Below are 18,989 nucleotides of genomic sequence, written 5' to 3' on the forward strand. Positions count from 1 at the left end.
GCTGCTGCTCCGACGGTACGTGTGGGTTCGGGCAGCAAAACGATACGTGAAGTGGTGAACTTATTTTAGGGACGTACACTTCAAAATGAAATTTTGTACGTATCAGTACGTAGTAAACTTAGTCGGCTACTCAGTTGTGTAGGTTCTTAACCTTGTTTTGAGGGTCGCCTACTCCATTACATGGGTTTCGCACCTTGTTTTGTAGGTCGGCGACCTAGTAAACTGATACGCCGACTATGTTTTATTTGTTTCAAACGTAATTTAATGGGTAGCCAACCACGTAAACTGATAGCGCGGCATACTAAACTAGGTAGCCCACTAGGTTGTGTACGTCTGTATACGTACACATGTTAATATATTACGCATTTTTCGATGAAAATTGATGCATAAAAAAACCGCTTCGTTACGGAAGCGGTTGTGTTATTTGTTGGCGTGTTGTGTTATGCAGTTGGGCTTGTTGGTGCATTGTACTTTCGAGGTAACCTTAAAGTTGGGAGCGTTTGCGGAGCAAAGTGTAGGATACCTCGAATTTTTAAGACATTATTTGGCAGTTCGACATTATTCAATTGCCTTTATAGTTTCATCACCGCTTATGTTTCTTACTTTTATTCTCAATGGTTTTTTGTCGCTGATAATTTTACCGTCCCAAAATTCTTTTGTTTTTACTCCGTCTTTTATCACATAACCGAGTTTGTCAATTTTAATTTCGGTTGTGCTGTGCCATTGTTCTTCGATGTTTTGACAGTCAACGGCAATGAGTTCAATGAGTTCTAAACCTCCTTCGCTGATGCTGATTGGATTAAATGTTTTGCCTTTGGCGACGGATTGTAAATTTCCTTTTTGGTTGAACTCATTAATTTTTTGAATTAAACGGTCACTGATGAATTTAATTATTTCTGTTTCGTAACCGTCTTTGGTTTTGGTTGTTTTAAAATCTATGATGTCTTCAATTACTACATCGTGTAATAGATTTTTAAGGTCTTTTAATTCAACTTCCATTTCGGTAGCGTTATTGTCTTTAATAAATTTCTCTAATGCCTTCTGGTCGTCAATGTCTATGTAATATAAAATTACTTTTTTGGCGTTGACTTCTAAGTTTTGTAATTCCTGATTGATGATAGTATTTATAGTTGGAATGTCCAAAACCTTTTCTTGTGTGTTGAGTAAATTAGGAACATAAACTGGCACAATACCTATTTTGCTTTCAGTAATTGCTCCAAACCAAAAATTACTAATTCCTTTTACTCCTTTTTGTAAACCCGGAATAAGTGTTGCCAACTTATCCATAGTTTGTTGTGGGTTGCGGAATAAACTTACTCCGTCTTTTATTTCTAAAATCTGAAAGTTGGCTTTGCTTTCTTTCAATCTATCTCTAACAGTTTGTATGCTATTGATACCAATATCAACGTGAATAAATTTTCTTCCTAAATCATTGGATACTTTTGCTGTCACTCCGCTTCCTCCAAAAAAATCAACAACTGTCAATCCTTCATTACTGCTTGCATTAATTATTCGTTCCAATAATGATTCTGGTTTTTGAGTTGCATATTCATAGTCTTGTCTTTCTTTTGCCATTGAATTTAATCGAGCAATATTCCAAAGTGTACCTACTATTTTATCCTCAGATTGATAATAAATAACGTTTCCATCAGCATCTTTTTTAGTAACCATTTTTCCTCTTTCTTTATCCCATGTTACTTCATTCTGCATTCTTTTATTCTTTACAGGTATTTTGATATGCTTGAAAATATGTTCTTGATTTTTACGGTAAAGAAAAATTGTTTCAGTATCACGGTTAAATGAAGTTGTAAATTCAAATTTGAATTTATTCTCATAATGCCAGATTATTTCATTTAGAAAATTGTCTTGCCCGAAAACCTCATCCATTAAAATCTTTACATAGTGGCCAATATTTGAATCAAGATGAACATATATACTTGCAGTTTCACTCATTATAGATTTTATGGCAAGTAAGTTCTCATACATCCAATTCAAATAGTCTTCTTTCTGCCAAATATCCCCATACATTTTCTCCTCAAATGCTTTGAGTTCGTCAATGTCCATTTCCTGCTCGGCTGCTGCAAATTTTTCAGCCAATTTCGGGTTTCTACGCAAGTAAACTTTTTTGGCATAGTCTGCACCGCTGGCAAAAGGTGGGTCAATGTAAACTAAGTCAACCTTTATGCCTTTTTCTTTCAGGTAAGCACAAGCCGAAATACATTCGCCACGAATAACCAAATTTTCGGATTGCTCGCCTACGGTTTCCAAAGTTTCTACTTCGTAATAAGGCATACCTCTTTTTATGCGATCGTAAACCTTATCGTTTTCACGGTAACGCAGTACTCGCTGTGTTCGGGTAATGTTGTCTAATATTGCTTGTCCTTCAACCGTGTTAGGGTAATATGGAATGTATTTTATTGGCATAGTCTAATTGTTGTTTTGTCTGTAGTAATTGAAAAACCATTTGTATTGAAAAATAACCGCCACTTTTGAGGATTCACCTGAAAATGTTTCAATATACTTTTCACCTTCATTTACTATTATCTCATCTACTACATTTTGAAGTGCATTTGCGTTAATAATTTCCTCAAGAGATTCAATTTTATCAGCTATCAGGTGCCAAAGTCTCCTAATCATTTTCAAAAAGTCATTATTTAATTTTAAAGCATCTAATTCTGCCAAAGTAGTGAACACACTTCCTGTTGGCTCATAAGAAATTGATTGAATCATTTCATCATCATAAATAAATGGTGATATTGGAGCATTTCCTCTTTTATTGTTGCAGTGTGTTGAGCTTTTACAAGAAGCAATAAGGTTATTGTAGCCTAAATCGTGCGGGTATCTCTGGGGTGGTATATTATGAGTATTTCTATCAAAGGTATTTTTATGGACAACGTTTTCAGTTAGTTCAGGCACTACTAAGTAGGTATTAAAATCTTCAGTGGATATGTTCTGTGGTATAATATGTTCAATAGACATGTCATCTGCTGTTATATCTTTTAGACAATAGCAACATTTACTGTTCTGTTCAACGAGAAACAAGTTTTTAAGTTGAATTCTGCTTACGTCATTTAATAAGCCGTAATAAATTTTACCCTCATATCTCTGTTCATCTTGGCTCCACGCTGAATTCAATACTACATCAATAATTTGATTGCCAGTAGGAGTGTTTTTATTAATTCTCTGCATAACTATTTATTGATAGGACTTAAGTTTAGTTTTTATCTCATCTTGAATAAATTGGTTAGGCTCTCCGTCAAAAAACATTTTCAGCCTTTCATAAGCCATATTTGCTTCTTGTTCCTTATTCCTTGCTTTTAACGCAACATATAAATCAATCAACTTATCAACTGTTGATGGTCTGTATTTTGCATCCATTACCTCCATCAAACTTGTTATGTAATCAATGCCATAAATATTGTCTACATCTGTATTCCAATATTTATTTCCATCGTGCTCTAGCTTTATTATTTTATTGTTATTATTTGCTTTTAAATTAGATATCACGAGGGCGGAATGAGTAGTTACAATGAATTGAATATTTGGAAATGCTCTCTGTAATCTTTGTAATATTTCTTGCTGTAATGTAGGGTGCAAATGGAGCTCAACTTCATCTATTAAAACTATACCTTGACTTTCGATACCTTCATTAAGGATGTAGCTTCTATAGGCTAGGTCAATTACAATTGAGAAAATTCTTTTATAACCCATTGGTAAGGTTTCAAATGCAATATTTCTTTCATCTACAAATGAAAATTCTAAACTGTTTTTTTTCTTATCGGGTTTGTTTACAGCAAGCCTATATAACTCAAATTCTCTATTTACAGTGTTATGTTTTTCAGACAAAGGCTTTGTGAATTCAATCAGTTTACCTTCGATAAAGACCCTCTCTTTTGTAAAGGCTTGATTTCTTTTGTCATTCTTTAATAGTTCAATTTTAGATTTCAAATCTTTGAATTTTCGTTCAAGTTCTTCGATTTTTTCTTCCCATTGTGGAACTTCATGCTCATCGTGTTCGTCTTTCCAGTCTATTCGCTTTTGGTAGAAAAAAATCTGTTCTTCAACTTCTTCAATTTCATTTTTTAAGTCTTTAATGTATGTAGCAACTTTGTAAAATCTCGTAAGCCAAAGTTCAATGCAATTAGTTCTTTCATCCCAAGCATAGTAACCAAAGTCTCTTGGAAGAACTTCTTGATTTATTATTTTTTTTACCTTGGCTCCAAAATTGATTTTTTCGTGAGGAAATGAATCAGAAAAAACAGCCAAAAGAGGAAGCTCCGAATTAAGGTTACTATTATAGTTGCCCAAAACTTCATTTAAAGCGTTATTGTAACGAGTAGTTGTCAATCCACCACTCATAGCTTTTTTAACAAGTGACCATTGAATAAAACTATCTTTAAACTTTCCCTTGAAAGAGTTCTCTATTGGATAGTTATATGACCTTGAAAGTGAGTCGAAGTTAGCTTCTAAACTACCGAAGGATTTTACTTTTGCATTATTAGATATCGCAAGATTTTTTGGAAAGTCTTTCGGTTTTGCGAACATAAAGCTTAAACCTCTCCTCAAAGCGGAAAGAATACTAGATTTTCCAGTCCCATTTTTACCAATAAAAACGGTTGTTTGAGTACCGAATTTAATCGTGTATTCTTTGAAACAACGAAAGTTGTTGAATGTGGTTTCTAAAATTTGCATATTCTAATCGTTAAAAAACTGATTTAACTTGTTATTCAATTTTGTGATGTTGGCTGCAATGTTTTTACTGTCTTCCAAATAGAGGAAGTCGAAACGTTGATAGCCGAATTTATCTTGGTTGAGTTTTAAAAACTCGGTTTCTACATAGTTTTTCTTTTTTTGAAAAACCTTGTCTTCTGCATACAAAGCACCTTTGGTTTCAATGAGCAAGGCCTTGTGAATTTTGTCTTTGGCTGTTCTTTTTACAATTAAAAAGTCGGTGGTGTATTTGCCTATGTTTTTCCAATACTTACCTTCTTTGGCAAAACAGTTTATTACAAATTCAGTTAAGCCTCGTTCACCATTGTAATAGATTTCCAACTCTTTAGTTTTGAAATCAGCTAATCTCAAAGTTTCTTGAAGTGCTTGTATTTCAAAACCACTGCTTCCGCTTCCGCCAAAATTGTAAGGCAAATAATGGAAGGAATTATTTTTAGATTTTACAACTGATGAATATTCTTTACCTGACTTAAAACTGTCGAAAGACATAACCATACTTCCCATTCCTTGGGCTTCCAATGTTTCTTTCATAAGGTTATACGCCTTTTCAACTTCGGTCATATCAACTTCAACACTTTCATTTGTTTTATCTAATTCAAGAATTTTGTTTGTGTCTGCTTCGGTTGGATAGAGTTTAGGATTTTTCTCTACATCGGTCAAACGTTCTGCAATCAATAATTCCGCTTGTTTCGGAATTACTTCTGTGTCGGTTTGTAAATCTCTTTTGATGCTAAAGGCAACACGAATTTTAGATTGTATCAAATGCAAGTCATACAACTCATTGAAAAAGCGGTTTCCGTCTTTTTCAAAAGAAACGGTATCGAAAATTGCGTTTAGTTCTGTGTCGTATTGGTGCAATTGTGTTTCCGAAATCAACCCAAAACTTTGACGGCTTATTTCAAAAAGCCATTGATTGTAATTGGCAAATGCAATTCCTGTTTCGTTAATGATGTCAATAGTTCCAGTATCAATGTTTGAAATTTCGCTGGTGCTTATCAAAGCCGAAGCCTTGTAGTCTTCCATCTTTTTGATGATGGCTTTTAACTTGGCTTTTGTGTTTGCAGTTTCTTCTTCATCAATGCTTTGATAAGTAACTTTCATTTGATAAAATTCCACTTTCGGCAATTGCAAATATTCCATACGGCTGTGGCGTTCCACCATTTCCGCTTTCCCAATTCGTTTGGTGCTGTTCAGCTCATCAATGCTGCTGTTTTGTTCTTGCTTTAACTGTTTGTTCAGCGTATCGGCATTGTCTTTATTCAGCCAAATCAAAGCTGTTTCTTCTTTTCCTTTGTCCACTTGGCGTAAGCACCTGCAAGATGTTTGAAGCACCATATTTTGTGGGCTGTCGCCCTTTTGCGAAAGGATTACGCCTGTTAAACTTGGACAGTCCCAACCTTCTTTTCCTACTTGAACTAAAAGAATGTAACGCTTTTTTGAAATAGCCAAATCCAATGAACGAAACTCTAATTCATTCTCCTTTGGCAAAGTATATTTTTTATTTCCTCCGTGAAATTTCAAAATCTCGGTAGGATTGATTTTCAATTCACTTGTCAGAAACGGATAAACTTCTTCTTCTAAAACCTCAATGTTGCTGCAATAGATGGCTATTTTGGCTATTGCTCCATTCTCGTAAACTTTGGTTTTGTATAGGCTATCAAAGTCCTCAATACCTTTTTTGATGATTTGAAAACGGTCAAGGTTTTGCCCGATTTTTACCGTTGGCGTTTTCAGGAATTTCTTAATAGCTGTGACCAACGGATAATAATAAACTGTGTTGGTGATTTGCGAAAACTTAAAAGCGTAATCACCTGCTTTGATGGTTTCCTGTTTTTGCAAATATGGTGTTCCTGAAAACCCTAATACAGATGTGATGTTTCCTTTGCTATGCCAATAGTTTACGGCTTGTCTTAGTTTTATGTCATCAGTTGCTGCGTGGTGAACCTCATCTATCAAGATTGATAAATTCGGGATTTGTCCGAATAATCGTTTAAGGTCGTTGCTGGTGTCTTTTTCTTCCTCGTCCAATTGTAACTCGGTTTGAGCATTGAATTTGAAACTCTCCAAAATCACTTTCTCTGCATTCACCACAAACACATGCCCGAATGGATTAGGCAAACAAGCATTTACTTTTTGTGCATTAGGGTTTCTTGCTTTGTTGCTTTTCTTAGCCGATTTCTGTTCATCTAATACATCAAACTTCAATAGCTTTTTCAGTTTGCTTGCCGATGGTTCGGGCAAAACCCAAGAAGGGTCGTAATTCTCAATCGTTTTTAAACTCGGTACGATAGAAGATTTTAAGCCCGAAGGAATAAGTACCAAGAAATTATGCGCAAATGCTTTGTTGTTCGGTTCGTTTTCTGCAAAATACAAGTCCAAATAAATGAAAGCAGCCATCAGGAAAGTTTTACCTGCCCCCATTGGTAAACTCATTAAATAGTCGGCATAGCTTACATTGTAAAAAATACTTTTAATAATGGTATCGTAATCTAATTCAGTTGGCTTGTCAACAATTAATTTTTCCAATTCAGGAAGCAATGTTCCTTTGTCAGTCTTGGTTCTTGCAAAGTCATACAATGCAAAAGCGTCTTGATGTTCACTTAAATATTCCCTAGCCGTTTGGTTGATATTCAATTTTAAAAGGTCAGTCCCGTTGGTGAAAAAGCCCTCTGAAAATAATTGCCAAAGCGGTTTGTTCTGTCCTTCAATTTTCAAAAAAAGATAGGTTTCTATCGCTTCAATTTGCGTGTCACGAAGTTGTCCTTTGTCACGGATATATTTAACCAAATCACGAATGGTACAGTCGTCAGACTGCAACCATTTATTTTTTTTGTCTTGTATGATTTTGTGAAGCATTACTTTTTGTTACGTTTAATTTTTTCTTCGGCTGCTTTCAAAGCTTTTTCTGCTAGTATTTCGTCTTGTAAATCATAAACAACCCTGTCGCTTAGCCAAGCAACTAAAAGATCGTCCTTATCTAACTTATAAAATTTAGCAAACTTTAAAACATGTTCCTTTGTAGGCTTGCGTTCATTTCTTTCAAACTTACTAATAATTGCCTGATCAATATCCAACTCAGCTGCTACCTGTCTTAGAAACAGTCCTTTGTTTTCTCTTGCTATTCTTATTAAGTCTCCAAATGTATTCATTAGACAGATTATGTTTTGACAAAACAAGTCAAATGTCGTTATTTTTTCGGAATGTTGCGCAGTGCGGCGAAAAAAACAAGCACTTCTGGCATTGCGAATTGTTGTCAAAAGGCATTTATAATTTTATCTGCTTACAACTATATAGTATCTGTACAGACGCTAAAAGATACTAATGTATAGCTTTCCGAAAGTTATTAAAATAATCGTTCAGCACATAATAAAAACATATGCTTTTGACGCTAATAAGTATAATTTTAGTGTTAATGCATTGTTTTTTTTGTGCACCAAAAAATCCCTCTTTGCTTGTTAAATCACAGTTGTCTTTCTACCCAAATAAATCTACACACTTCTCCTCCCAACACCACCCACTCATCACTATTTTTCCACCAAACGCCAGTAACGTCCCGCCCCAGCCCCGGTTGCAGCGGCAGCCCGCAGAAAAAGACGCTAGTTTGAATTGGGCTAGAAACGGCGACCCAAGAAGCCGGGTAAAGCCCAATGAAAAAAGCGTATTTTTTGAGGACTACAGCGGAAAACGGGAATAGCTGCCCAGAAACAAAAACTGTAAACCACTTTCGTTAGGAGTTTGGCTTCGTAAAATAGGTTGGGCGGGTGCTGCGGGCAATTGGGTAATTGTTTGCGAAAATGCAGGCCCAGTTTTTGGCAATTATCCTTATCCGGTTGCTTATATTTGCGCAAATTTTTTGAGATGAACAATTTAGTAGCAGAATTGCAATGGCGCGGCTTGGTGCACAACATTATGCCCGGAACGGAAGAACAACTTTTAAAAGAATCGACTACCGCTTATATCGGGTTTGATCCTACTTCCGACTCGCTGCACATTGGCAGTTTGGTGCCCATTATTTTGTTGGTGCACTTGAAAAATTTTGGTCACAAACCCATCGCGCTCGTAGGCGGTGCTACGGGCATGATTGGCGACCCATCGGGGAAATCAGACGAACGGAACCTGCTCGACGAAACTACCCTGGAACGCAACGTGGCCGGTATTAAAGCTGTTTTGAGTCGGTTTTTAGACTTTAACGCTACCGACGCCAACGCCCCAATCCTAGTAAACAACTACGATTGGATGAAGGAGTTTAGCTTTATTAGCTTTGCGCGCGACGTGGGTAAACGCATCAGCGTAAACTATATGATGGCCAAAGAATCGGTTAAAAAACGCATTCAAGCCGAAGGCGATGGGATGTCGTTTACCGAATTCACCTACCAACTTATTCAAGGCTACGACTTTTACCACTTGCACAAAACCCACAACTGCATGCTGCAAATGGGCGGATCCGACCAGTGGGGAAATATTACCACCGGAACCGAACTCGTGCGCCGCATGAACGTGGAAAACCAACCCGATGCCAAAGCATTTGCTATGACGTGTCCGCTGATTACCAAAGCCGACGGCAGCAAATTCGGAAAATCGGAAGGCGGCAACATCTGGCTCACCGCCGATAAAACATCGGTGTATAAATTCTACCAATTTTGGCTAAACACCGCCGACGATGATGCCGAGAAATACATCAAGATTTTCACGTTTCTAGACCAAACTACCGTTACCGCTCTCATCGACGAGCATAAACAAGCGCCGCATTTACGCATCCTGCAAAAACGCCTCGCCGAAGAGGTAACCGCTTTTGTACACGGCAAAACCGAACTGCAAAATGCTATCGCCGCCTCGGAAGCGCTCTTTGGAAACAGCACCGATGCCCTAAAAACACTCGATGCGCAAACGTTTCTGGAAGTTTTTGAAGGCGTTCCGCAAAAGGAATTACCGCGGGAACTTTTTGAAAACGGCGTTGAAATCATCCGACTTTTAGCCGAACACACCGGATTTTTAGCCTCGAACTCGGAAGCTCGTCGCGCCTTAACGGAAAATTCAATTGCCATTAACCGCGAAAAAGTAGGTTTAGACAAAGTTGTAACTACCTCGGATTTCCTCACCGACGGCCTGCTGCTGTTGCAACGCGGGAAGAAGAATTATTTTGTGGTGCGGGTTAGAAGTTAGAGGTTAGAAGTTAGAGGTTAGAGGTTAGACTTTGATGAATTCACCCTTTGACGTTTCATGTTCCCTCCCGAACCCACAATTCGTCGGTGCCTGAGCCTGTCGAAGGCAGCCTGTCGAAGGTAAGAGAATTATTTTTGGGAAATGACACGTTCTGTGTTTTCCTCAGCGGCGTCGTATTCAGCAAAATTCGGTGTGGTTCGGTGTTTTCTGTGCGCTAGAGAAGTTCGGAACGTCAGCCTCTCGAAGGCAGCATGGTGACCATTGTGGAAAACATTGCGAAACATTGTGCTCCCTTGGTGCCTGAGCGTGTTGAGGGTAACCGCAAAGTTCGAGAAGATTTTCGCAAAGTGGTTTTTTAAGTATTAAGACGGGAGTATTAAGTATTAAGATTTTGATGAATTCACCCTTTGACGTATCTTTTTCGGGAAGCTAGACCCGATAGCTATCGGGATCGTGACGTTCACCCTTTGACGTTTCATGTTCCCTCCCGAACCCACAATTCGTCGGTGCCTGAGCCTGTCGAAGGCAGCCTGTCGAAGGTAAGAGAATTATTTTTGGGAAATGACACGTTCTGTGTTTTCCTCAGCGGCGTCGTATTCAGCAAAATTCGGTGTGGTTCGGTGTTTTCTGTGCGCTAGAGAAGTTCGGAACGTCAGCCTCTCGAAGGCAGCATGGTGACCCCGTATCAATAATTTTTTGGGCGGTCCGGCGGTACGCGTTCGGTGGAAGTACATCACCGCCGTCAGGCCATACGCTGCAAGTTTTACCCGGAATTTTTCAAGTGTCAGGCGCTTGCAAGTGCTGTCGCATTGCCACTGCCGTCACTTGTAAAAATTCCGTGCAAAAGCTTTCCGCTGCTGTCCTTACCGCAGCAATCGTTTCCAGAAAATACGTTATGTTTTATATTGGGAAAATTAAGAAATTTGGGTCTTTTTTTAAATCATTTAATTGTTTTGTTTACAGTATTTTACTCGGGGTAATATTGCAATATTACGGGTAATTTTTCGCACAGCCGTCTCACCCAATTTATCCAAAAATCGAGTCGCTAAACACCAACAATTCGGAGCAACAAGCCCACGCTTTTATAGCCTAAGATTGGTAATCGGCATACCGAAATAGCTAAAAGCGATATAAATTTTGAATCCATTTCGTTGAATCCTTGTACTTTTGTACAGAAAATATATAATTATGGCAATAGCAATTACAGACGCGACTTTTGAAGAGATTGTATTAAAATCAGATAAGCCTGTTTTGGTTGATTTCTGGGCAGCTTGGTGCGGGCCATGCCGTATGGTAGGTCCGGTAATCGAAGAATTAGCAACCGAGTACGAAGGAAAAGCTGTAGTAGGCAAAGTTGATGTTGATGCCAACCAAGAGTTCGCAGCTAAATACGGAATTAGAAATATACCAACTGTTTTAACGTTCAAAAACGGCGAAGTAGTGAACAAGCAAGTGGGGGTTGCTCCAAAACAAACCTACGCTGAGTCGCTCGACGCACATTTGTAATTCATACAGTTGTATACAAACAAAAATCCCGCCTGTGCGGGATTTTTTTGCTTAAAACAGTAACTTGCAGCTATGAAAATAGAGCAAAATTTTGAAAAAATAGCCGCTTTTCAACATCTGGAATTGCTCGCCAATCAGATTGTAGAAGGCTTTATCAACGGCATGCATAAAAGTCCGTTTCACGGTTTCTCGTCCGAATTTGCCGAACATAAATTGTACAACAAAGGCGAATCGACTCGACATATCGATTGGAAACTCTTTGCGAAAACCGATCGACTCTACACCAAACGCTACGAAGAGGAAACCAACTTGCGCTGTCATTTTATCATCGACAACTCCTCTTCGATGCATTACCCAAAACTGCGCGACGATCAGCCGTTTTATCAATCAAAAGCTGGTTTTGCGATTTTGGCGACCGCTGTTTTAATGAATCTACTCAAACGCCAGCGCGATGCCGTTGGTTTGAGTTTGTTTTCAGATCAATACGACTATTACGCACCGGAAAAAGGCAGCGATCGCCACCATCGCATGATTTTGAACATCCTCGAAGAAACGCTCGCCTCAGCAACCGAACGCAAACAAACCAATACACCTAAAATCTTACACGAAATTGCCGAGAAATTGCACCGTCGTTCGATGGTAGTTTTGTTCACAGATTTGTTTCAACTCTCAACCGACGAAAAATTGATTACCGCTTTGCAACATTTGCGTCACAATAAGCACCGCGTAATCGTATTTCATGTGTTTGATAAACAAACGGAAATCGATTTTGACTTCGATACCACGCCTAGAAAATTCATTGATTTGGAATCTGGCGACGAGATAAATCTCTTCGCAGAGCAGTTTCGAACCGAATATAAGACCAAAGTCGAAAAAAAGTTTAAAGAATTGGCAAGCTCGGCTGCGCAAAATAAAATCAGATATGTTCCTGTAAATGTTGCAGATAGCTTCGAGCAAATTTTAACCACCTATTTAGTGGAAAAACAAAAGTTCGGTTAATTCGAGTTTTTTTCGAAAAACGCTTGCGAATTACGAACAAGCTTGTATATTTGCAACCGCAATTATGCGATGGTTTGGTAGTTCAGTTGGTTAGAATGCCGCCCTGTCACGGCGGAGGTCGCGGGTTCGAGTCCCGTCCAGACCGCAAAAAGTAAAGAAGCCTTTCATTCAAGAAAGGCTTTTTTGCCCAAGATATCAAAGATAGTTGTGTTGTTTTCCGCTGAGAGGCGGAAGGTTTAGTAGTTAGACCAATGAAAAGCTTTCCATTAATTTGGAGGGCTTTTTTGATTTTGGTACCTAAAGAAACAAGCGTATCAATTCGTATTGGTAAAACTTCCAAACGAAAATCAACAAAAACAAGATCGAACAAAGCACCTTGATTACCATCGATCCCATTAATGCGATAAAACTGCCAAAAGCTGCTTTAATTGCTATTGAAATCGGTGCTTTGGCAAAGATAAATTCGCCAAGAAAAGCGCCCAAAAACGGACCGATGATAAATCCCAGCGGAATCGGAAAGAGAATTCCTACCAGCAAACCGACGTTGGTTCCGTAAACCGCATAACGACTTCCGCCCGCCGCTCTCGTTCCGCGACTCGGCAAGTAGTAATCCAAAAAAGAAATGAGCAGCGTAAGCACCAACGTTGTTGTGAGCAAATAGTAATTGTCGGGCGATTTACTCGTAAAATGCAGCAACAACAAACCAATCCAACTAACACTTACGCCCGGTAAAGCCGGCAAAACACTGCCAACAATTCCCGCCAAACAACAGACAAAACCCGCGATAACCAAAAAAATATCCATCACTGTTAAATTTGTACTTTTGAAACCACCGAAGTTAAACGAAGTTACTATGAAATGGAATAAGTTCGCACTGCTATTTTTCTTGTTGATGACAACTTTGTGCTTTTCGCAAGCAACCGACGAAGATGCGGCTATTAAAGAGCGATTATATCAAAAATACAAGAAAGAAGTGCTGGCATACACACACAAAGATTTCGACGAACTGTTTTTTAGTTTTGTTGAACGTACCGGAAAAGATCCGCTGCTAACCAAGGAAGAATACTATACCTTTACTTGTAAAATTGCGGCATACTCCGAACGTTTGGGCAAATTGTACAAATCGGAACGCGAAACTGCCGAAAAATCGAAACAAGAATGGCTGGCCAAATCGTACCAAGATTACGTGAACTCTCGAAAAACAAAGCCGTGAGAAAGTCGCTGCTTCTCCTACTCGTAAGTTCCCTGTTCCTTGGCTGCACCGATTGGCCCAAAAAAGTTCCATCGGAAACCGAATTATTGGAACAAGAATTAAAACAGGTAAATTGGCGTCAAGTCGACGAATATCCAACGGTTGCCGATTGTGAAGCACTGACCGAAAAATTCGAGCGGCAGCAATGCTTTTTCGATTTCATAACCACGCTTATTCAGCAAAAATTAAGTGCCGATACGCTGCAACTCTCGGCTTCAAATTCAGACACACTCAAACTAAAAATTACCATTACCAACAAAGCCGAATTAAAATTTGAAGTAGCGCACCGCGACAGTATTCCCGAAATGCAACAAGCCGTAATCGATTCGGTCTTGCAAGCGCGTTTGGTCGACTTCCCTCCGATCACTCCCGCACTAAAACGAGGCGTTCCGGTTACATCGTCGTTTGTTGTTCCTGTAAAAATCAACGGGAATTAAAACCAGTTTATCTATTTATCGATCGATTTTTCCAAGTTGTTTTTCCAACCAGCGCCCGTAAACTGAGGTAAGCCGTTATGAACGGATATGCCAACACCACATCAACGCGAAAAGCTGGCCGCTGCCCAACAACCGATGCATGTTTGCAAACCAGTAAAAAATCGATTGTAATCTTCGCAAAAAGTAAAAACAGCTCTAAACCATTTATAACTCCCAAAAGCAGCGCGCCCAGCACCCAAACTTGCAACCACACCGCAGCGGCAACGAGGAGCGTAAAAGCAATCACGCTGACATCTTTATACACCACCGACTTTGCACCCCACCGAATGCGCTGCGCCAAAACCGCCTGTAAATTAGTTTGATAGTTCAACAAAGCCGAGCTGCTCTGCCCCGATGCCAAGACTATTTTTAGTTTCAATTTCTTTGCCGCTTGTAGCAGAAACATATCGTCGCCACTTTCCAGTTCGAAATCGGTTCGTATGGCACGCGTTTTTACGTAGGTTGCTTTCGTAAATCCAAGATTCGCGCCGCTACACAGCAAACTGTTTCCGAACAAAACCGACGCTTGCGTAACGGCCTGCATGCCGTAATACTCGTAATATTCAAAATAGTTCGAAAAATTTTTGGGTAGTTCGTTGTAATGAAGCACGCCAACGACTACATCATTTCCGGCAGCAAACGCCTGTGAAAATCCGCTTAGGTGTGTGGCTTTTAAACGAACATCGGCATCCAGAGACAAAATATGTTCGTTTTTGGCTGTCGAAACTCCCAAATCGATGGCTGCTTTCTTACCCTTCCGCGCAAGCGAATCGATTATTTGCAAAGAAAAACGAAATGACTTGGTTGCTAGATGTAGCGGCTGCTCACTGTCGTTTATAATCAAAACCTCCACGTTCTCTAATGGATAATCTTGGTTGTTGAGGTCGTTTAACAAACCGCTCAGTTCAGAAACCGAACCTCGAAACGGAATTAAAACACTCAGCGGAAGCGCTTGCTCTGGATTTGTTTGTTCGTACTTTATTGTCTGCTTTCGCAGAAAAACAAACATAACGGCAACATAACTAATCAGAATTGCTGCAATCATGTGTCGAGAGGTTTAAAGCGAAGTACGTAAAAAGTTCCAATCAGTAAAGGAACCACCACATTGAGCAACCACATGAACAACGTGATGAGTAATATCAATTGCGGATCGATTCCCAATTCACTAAAAAACAGCAAAGCAACACCTGTTTTCACTGCAAAATCGAATAATTGAAAAGCAGGCAACGACGATGCTAATAAGTACGTTGCGGCAACAGCTGCATAAAGAGCGATCACGCTGGTTTGCGGATTTCCGACGTGCAAAAAAAGCACATATTGCGAGGTAAACGTGGCGTACCGCAACAATCCATAAAAGAAATTTCGCTGATGCACCCGCGAAGAAACCGAAAAGCCTGCTTTGAAAAAATCGTGCACTTTTGATTGAAAACGCCGACTCACTTTTTGCAGTACAAAAAGCAGTGCCGCAGCTGCAACAAGAATTCCTGCCAATTGCAAAAAGCTTACAAAACCGAGAAATGCAAACGCCAGCAAGCCAAAAAGTACGCTGTAAAACATTTGCACGCCGTTACAAACCAAATTGAGTGCAACAATTTTTAATCGTACTTGCTTTGGATAAAATAAGGCTTTTCCCGCGTATTCGCCCAAACCGTTTGGTGTGAAACTTCCTAAAGTAAAGGCTGCGAAAACTTCTTCGGCCGATTTATGTATGGAAAGTGGTTTTACAGTTGCACCCAAATTTTGCCATTTCACAATTTCCAAAAAGCGGTTCTGAAAAGAGAGATACACCAAAAAAACGATAAGAAACGGACTCAGTTTTGCAAAATAATCTAACGCGAATTCCTGAATTTCGGAAAAGTTGTTGTTTTGCAGTTTGTAAATCGTAAAACCGATTGCCAAAGAAACTACAGCAATTTTAAGGCTTACGGTGAGTAATTGCTTAGTTTTGTTTGTCGGTGCACTCATGCTACAAAGAAACGCAATTGTGCCATAGCCTTCAAAGAAACGCGCCTTTAGAAATGGAGAAAATCATTTTAGGAATCGATCCCGGAACAACCATTATGGGTTTTGGTGTAATTGCCATTGAGCGCAAGAACATGAAGTTTATTCAGCTTAATGAATTGGTGTTGTCGAAATACGACGATCACTACAAAAAGTTGAAACTTATTTTTGAGCGAACAATTGAATTAATCGACACGTTCAACCCGGATGAAATTGCCATTGAAGCACCTTTCTTTGGTAAAAACGTACAGTCGATGTTGAAGTTGGGGCGTGCGCAGGGTGTAGCCATGGCAGCAGGTTTATCACGCGGAATTCCGATTATTGAATACGAACCGAAAAAGATAAAAATGGCCATCACCGGAAACGGAAACGCCAGCAAAGAACAGGTAGCCAAAATGTTGCAGCAATTGCTTGGCCTAAAAGAATTACCCAAAAATCTGGACAGCACCGACGGATTAGCCGCTGCCGTTTGCCACCATTTCAACTCTGGAAAAGTTACAGGCGGAAGCAGTTACAGCGGTTGGGACGCTTTTGTGAAACAGAATTCGGGGCGCGTTTCCTAATGTCGGGCATTTACATTCACATACCGTTTTGCAAGCAGGCATGTCATTACTGCGACTTCCACTTTTCGACCAGTTTGAAGCACCAAACGTCGTTGGTTGATGCGTTGGTAAAAGAACTTGAACTGCGTCGCGACTCGTTTTTGGCTGTTAGCGAAACCGTAGATACCGTTTACTTTGGTGGCGGAACACCATCGATTTTACCCGTTTCGGAATTAGACCGCATTCTCGAAAGCATTCGAAAAAACTATCGCTTGCATGCTGATGCAGAAATTACGCTCGAGTGCAATCCCGATGATTTGGTGGGAAGCAACGGACGTACGTATTGTAACGACTTGATACAATTGGGTTTTAACCGACTAAGTTTGGGAATACAAAGCTTTCAAGACGCCGATTTAAAACTGATGAATCGGGCGCACGATGCAAATATGGCGTTCGATGCTTTGAAAAACAGCACCGATTTTTTCAAAAATATTTCGGTGGATTTGATTTACGGCATTCCCGGTTCGGAAAGTGCCGATTTAGAACGCGCCTTGCAGTATTTTATTGATTATTCGATTCCGCATATCTCGGCTTACGCCTTAACCGTGGAGCACAAAACCGCTTTGGAAAAACTCATTGCCAAAGGAGAAATTCCGGCACCCGACGAAGCAGCATTGGAACAACAGTTTTTATTGGTGCGAAATACACTGCGAGAAGCCGGTTACGACCATTACGAAATTTCGAACTTTGGAAAACCCAATTTTCACTCGCGCCACAACAGTTCGTACTGGTCGGGAAAACCGTATTTAGGCATCGGGCCCTCGGCGCACAGTTATTTGGGAAACACACGCCTGTGGAATATTTCGAATAATGTGTTGTACGTGAAGGCGCTCGCGGCAGAAAATTTACCTTCGACTTCGGAAAAGCTGTCGACTTACGATCGGCATAACGAATTTGTAATGACGCAATTGCGATTAGAAAAGGGTATTTCGCTCTCGGCATATGAAACAGATTTTGGTTTGGAAGCAAAGGCCGTTTTGTTAAAGCAGGCGAAAAAGTACTTGGCTGTAAATCAGCTTGAAATGAGCGATACGCATTTGAAAATCAGCGAAAAAGGACTTTTCTTTGCCGATGGCATAGCCGCCGATTTCTTTTTAGACGCCAGCGACGGAATTTTAAACGAAAACGCATGAAAGTAACGATACAACAGCAATACGAAATAGATTTGAATAAACCTATTGATATTTCGATGCCGTTAGCGGCTACGCCAGAGAATCCGGTAGCTTGGTATCAGGGTGCGCCGCGATTCGAACCTGTAGTTATGGGCGATTTTATCGGCAGTGTACGCAGCGGAAAATCGAGTACCAATTTTTACGATTTGCATATCAATCCGCATGCCCACGGAACGCATACCGAATGTTTGGGGCACATCACGGCGGAGCACTACAGCATAAACGATTATTTAAAGACGTTTCATTTTTTCTGTACGCTTATTTCGGTTACGCCCGATTTAATAGACGAAGATTTGATTATTACGCGAGAACAAATTGCTGCTGCGGTAAACAACAATTGGCAAGAAGCTTTGGTTGTTAGAACTTTACCCAACGACGATTCGAAATTGCAGCGCAAGTACTCGAATACCAATCCGCCGTATTTGCATACCGATGCGGTGGCGCTTTTGGTTGAAAACGGCGTGAAACATTTACTACTCGATTTGCCGAGCGTGGATCGGGAACAAGACGGCGGCGCCTTACGCGGACACAAAACTTTTTGGCAGGTGACCGATGTGCAACAAGTAAACGCCGATGCCCGATTTGATGCCACAATAACCGAACTCGTGTTTGTACCTAATACCGTAGCTGATGGTATGTATTTTTTGAATTTGCAAATCTGTTCGTTAGAAAACGACGCTTCGCCGAGTAAACCCGTTTTATATGAATTAGTTGCGCTATGAATATCGAAGATTTTGTAAATTTTTGCTTGTCGAAACCCGGAACGTCGGAACATTTTCCGTTTGATGAAGATACTTTGGTTTTAAAAGTAGCCGATAAGATGTTTGCAGCCACAGGTTTAGGAAGCTGGGAAGGCGGGCAACCCACAATCAATTTAAAATGCGATCCGGAGTTGGCCGTTGAATTACGCGAACGGTATCAAGCTGTGATGCCGGGTTATCACATGAATAAAACGCATTGGAATACGGTGGCAGCTAATCAGGATGTTACCGACAAAGAAATTGTACAAATGATTAACCACTCGTACGATTTAATTGTAGCTAAATTGCCAAAGGCTGTTCGAGAGCAGTTACAATCGTAATTGCGT

General features: G+C 39.9%; 17 protein-coding genes and 1 tRNA gene. 10 read left to right on the plus strand and 8 right to left on the minus strand.

The window, feature by feature from the left end:
• Window positions 1-558 precede the first annotated feature (558 nt).
• The 5 genes from ACOVQQ_RS09045 to ACOVQQ_RS09065 are packed head-to-tail and all read right to left on the minus strand — an operon-like array spanning window position 559 to window position 7,880.
• Window positions 559-2,424 carry a DNA-methyltransferase gene (locus ACOVQQ_RS09045; RefSeq protein WP_421817914.1) on the minus strand — a complete coding sequence of 622 codons (1,866 nt, stop codon included), beginning with the start codon at window positions 2,422-2,424 and terminating at the stop codon, window positions 559-561.
• A 3-nt stretch (window positions 2,425-2,427) separates the two neighbouring features.
• Window positions 2,428-3,189 carry an HNH endonuclease gene (locus ACOVQQ_RS09050; RefSeq protein ID WP_421817915.1) on the minus strand — a complete coding sequence of 254 codons (762 nt, stop codon included), beginning with the start codon at window positions 3,187-3,189 and terminating at the stop codon, window positions 2,428-2,430.
• Window positions 3,190-3,195: 6 nt separating this feature from the next.
• Window positions 3,196-4,692, minus strand: a complete 1,497-nt coding sequence (locus ACOVQQ_RS09055) for an AAA family ATPase (protein ID WP_421817916.1) — start codon at window positions 4,690-4,692, stop codon at window positions 3,196-3,198.
• Between the two features lie 3 nt (window positions 4,693-4,695).
• Window positions 4,696-7,587: a DEAD/DEAH box helicase gene (locus tag ACOVQQ_RS09060; RefSeq protein WP_421817917.1), complete on the minus strand. Its 2,892-nt coding sequence runs from the start codon at window positions 7,585-7,587 to the stop codon at window positions 4,696-4,698.
• Window positions 7,587-7,880 carry a helix-turn-helix domain-containing protein gene (locus tag ACOVQQ_RS09065; RefSeq protein WP_421817918.1) on the minus strand — a complete coding sequence of 98 codons (294 nt, stop codon included), beginning with the start codon at window positions 7,878-7,880 and terminating at the stop codon, window positions 7,587-7,589. Before ACOVQQ_RS09065 ends, ACOVQQ_RS09060 begins: the two co-directional genes overlap by 1 nt.
• 709 nt (window positions 7,881-8,589) lie before the next feature.
• Here ACOVQQ_RS09065 and tyrS point away from each other — a divergent pair.
• From tyrS to ACOVQQ_RS09085, 4 genes are all read left to right on the plus strand, one after another.
• Entirely contained in the window at window positions 8,590-9,894 is a 1,305-nt protein-coding gene (tyrS, locus tag ACOVQQ_RS09070) for a tyrosine--tRNA ligase (protein ID WP_421817919.1), read from the plus strand.
• A 1,188-nt stretch (window positions 9,895-11,082) separates the two neighbouring features.
• Complete coding sequence (trxA, locus tag ACOVQQ_RS09075) at window positions 11,083-11,400, plus strand: thioredoxin (protein ID WP_094487538.1); 318 nt, start codon at window positions 11,083-11,085, stop codon at window positions 11,398-11,400.
• 72 nt (window positions 11,401-11,472) lie between these two features.
• A complete protein-coding gene (locus ACOVQQ_RS09080) occupies window positions 11,473-12,399 on the plus strand; it encodes a DUF58 domain-containing protein (RefSeq protein WP_094487537.1) in 927 nt (308 codons plus the stop codon).
• A 71-nt stretch (window positions 12,400-12,470) separates the two neighbouring features.
• Window positions 12,471-12,544 (plus strand) — tRNA-Asp (locus ACOVQQ_RS09085).
• 152 nt (window positions 12,545-12,696) lie between these two features.
• Here ACOVQQ_RS09085 and ACOVQQ_RS09090 read toward each other — a convergent pair.
• The gene (locus ACOVQQ_RS09090) at window positions 12,697-13,203 is read right to left on the minus strand and encodes a DUF456 domain-containing protein (protein WP_421817920.1); all 507 of its coding nucleotides are present in this window, start codon (window positions 13,201-13,203) and stop codon (window positions 12,697-12,699) included.
• Between the two features lie 49 nt (window positions 13,204-13,252).
• On the opposite strand from ACOVQQ_RS09090, the gene ACOVQQ_RS09095 reads away from it, so the two are divergent.
• Window positions 13,253-13,612 (plus strand): hypothetical protein, encoded by a 360-nt coding sequence (locus tag ACOVQQ_RS09095; protein ID WP_133063493.1) that lies wholly within the window; start codon window positions 13,253-13,255, stop codon window positions 13,610-13,612.
• Complete coding sequence (locus ACOVQQ_RS09100; protein ID WP_421817921.1) at window positions 13,609-14,088, plus strand: hypothetical protein; 480 nt, start codon at window positions 13,609-13,611, stop codon at window positions 14,086-14,088. Before ACOVQQ_RS09095 ends, ACOVQQ_RS09100 begins: the two co-directional genes overlap by 4 nt.
• A gap of 7 nt (window positions 14,089-14,095) precedes the next feature.
• Here the strand turns inward: ACOVQQ_RS09100 and ACOVQQ_RS09105 are convergent, their stop codons facing one another.
• Window positions 14,096-15,172: a glycosyltransferase gene (locus ACOVQQ_RS09105; protein WP_421817922.1), complete on the minus strand. Its 1,077-nt coding sequence runs from the start codon at window positions 15,170-15,172 to the stop codon at window positions 14,096-14,098.
• On the minus strand, window positions 15,169-16,092 hold the full coding sequence (locus tag ACOVQQ_RS09110) for a hypothetical protein (RefSeq protein WP_421817923.1): 924 nt from the start codon (window positions 16,090-16,092) through the stop codon (window positions 15,169-15,171). Before ACOVQQ_RS09110 ends, ACOVQQ_RS09105 begins: the two co-directional genes overlap by 4 nt.
• A 53-nt stretch (window positions 16,093-16,145) precedes the next feature.
• Between ACOVQQ_RS09110 and ruvC the strand changes: the two genes are divergently transcribed.
• From ruvC to ACOVQQ_RS09130, 4 genes are read left to right on the plus strand one after another with little or no spacing between them, the layout of a single operon-like run.
• The gene (ruvC, locus tag ACOVQQ_RS09115; protein WP_421817924.1) at window positions 16,146-16,691 is read left to right on the plus strand and encodes a crossover junction endodeoxyribonuclease RuvC; all 546 of its coding nucleotides are present in this window, start codon (window positions 16,146-16,148) and stop codon (window positions 16,689-16,691) included.
• Window positions 16,691-17,863: a radical SAM family heme chaperone HemW gene (gene hemW, locus ACOVQQ_RS09120; protein ID WP_421817925.1), complete on the plus strand. Its 1,173-nt coding sequence runs from the start codon at window positions 16,691-16,693 to the stop codon at window positions 17,861-17,863. Before ruvC ends, hemW begins: the two co-directional genes overlap by 1 nt.
• Window positions 17,860-18,624, plus strand: a complete 765-nt coding sequence (locus ACOVQQ_RS09125) for a cyclase family protein (protein WP_421817926.1) — start codon at window positions 17,860-17,862, stop codon at window positions 18,622-18,624. The genes hemW and ACOVQQ_RS09125 overlap by 4 nt, the downstream gene beginning before the upstream one ends.
• On the plus strand, window positions 18,621-18,983 hold the full coding sequence (locus ACOVQQ_RS09130; RefSeq protein ID WP_421817927.1) for an MmcQ/YjbR family DNA-binding protein: 363 nt from the start codon (window positions 18,621-18,623) through the stop codon (window positions 18,981-18,983). Before ACOVQQ_RS09125 ends, ACOVQQ_RS09130 begins: the two co-directional genes overlap by 4 nt.
• The last annotated feature ends 6 nt before the right edge of the window (window positions 18,984-18,989 follow it).

This window comes from Flavobacterium sp. (assembly GCF_049240005.1).
In the GTDB taxonomy this organism is placed as follows: Bacteria; Bacteroidota; Bacteroidia; order Flavobacteriales; family Flavobacteriaceae; genus Flavobacterium.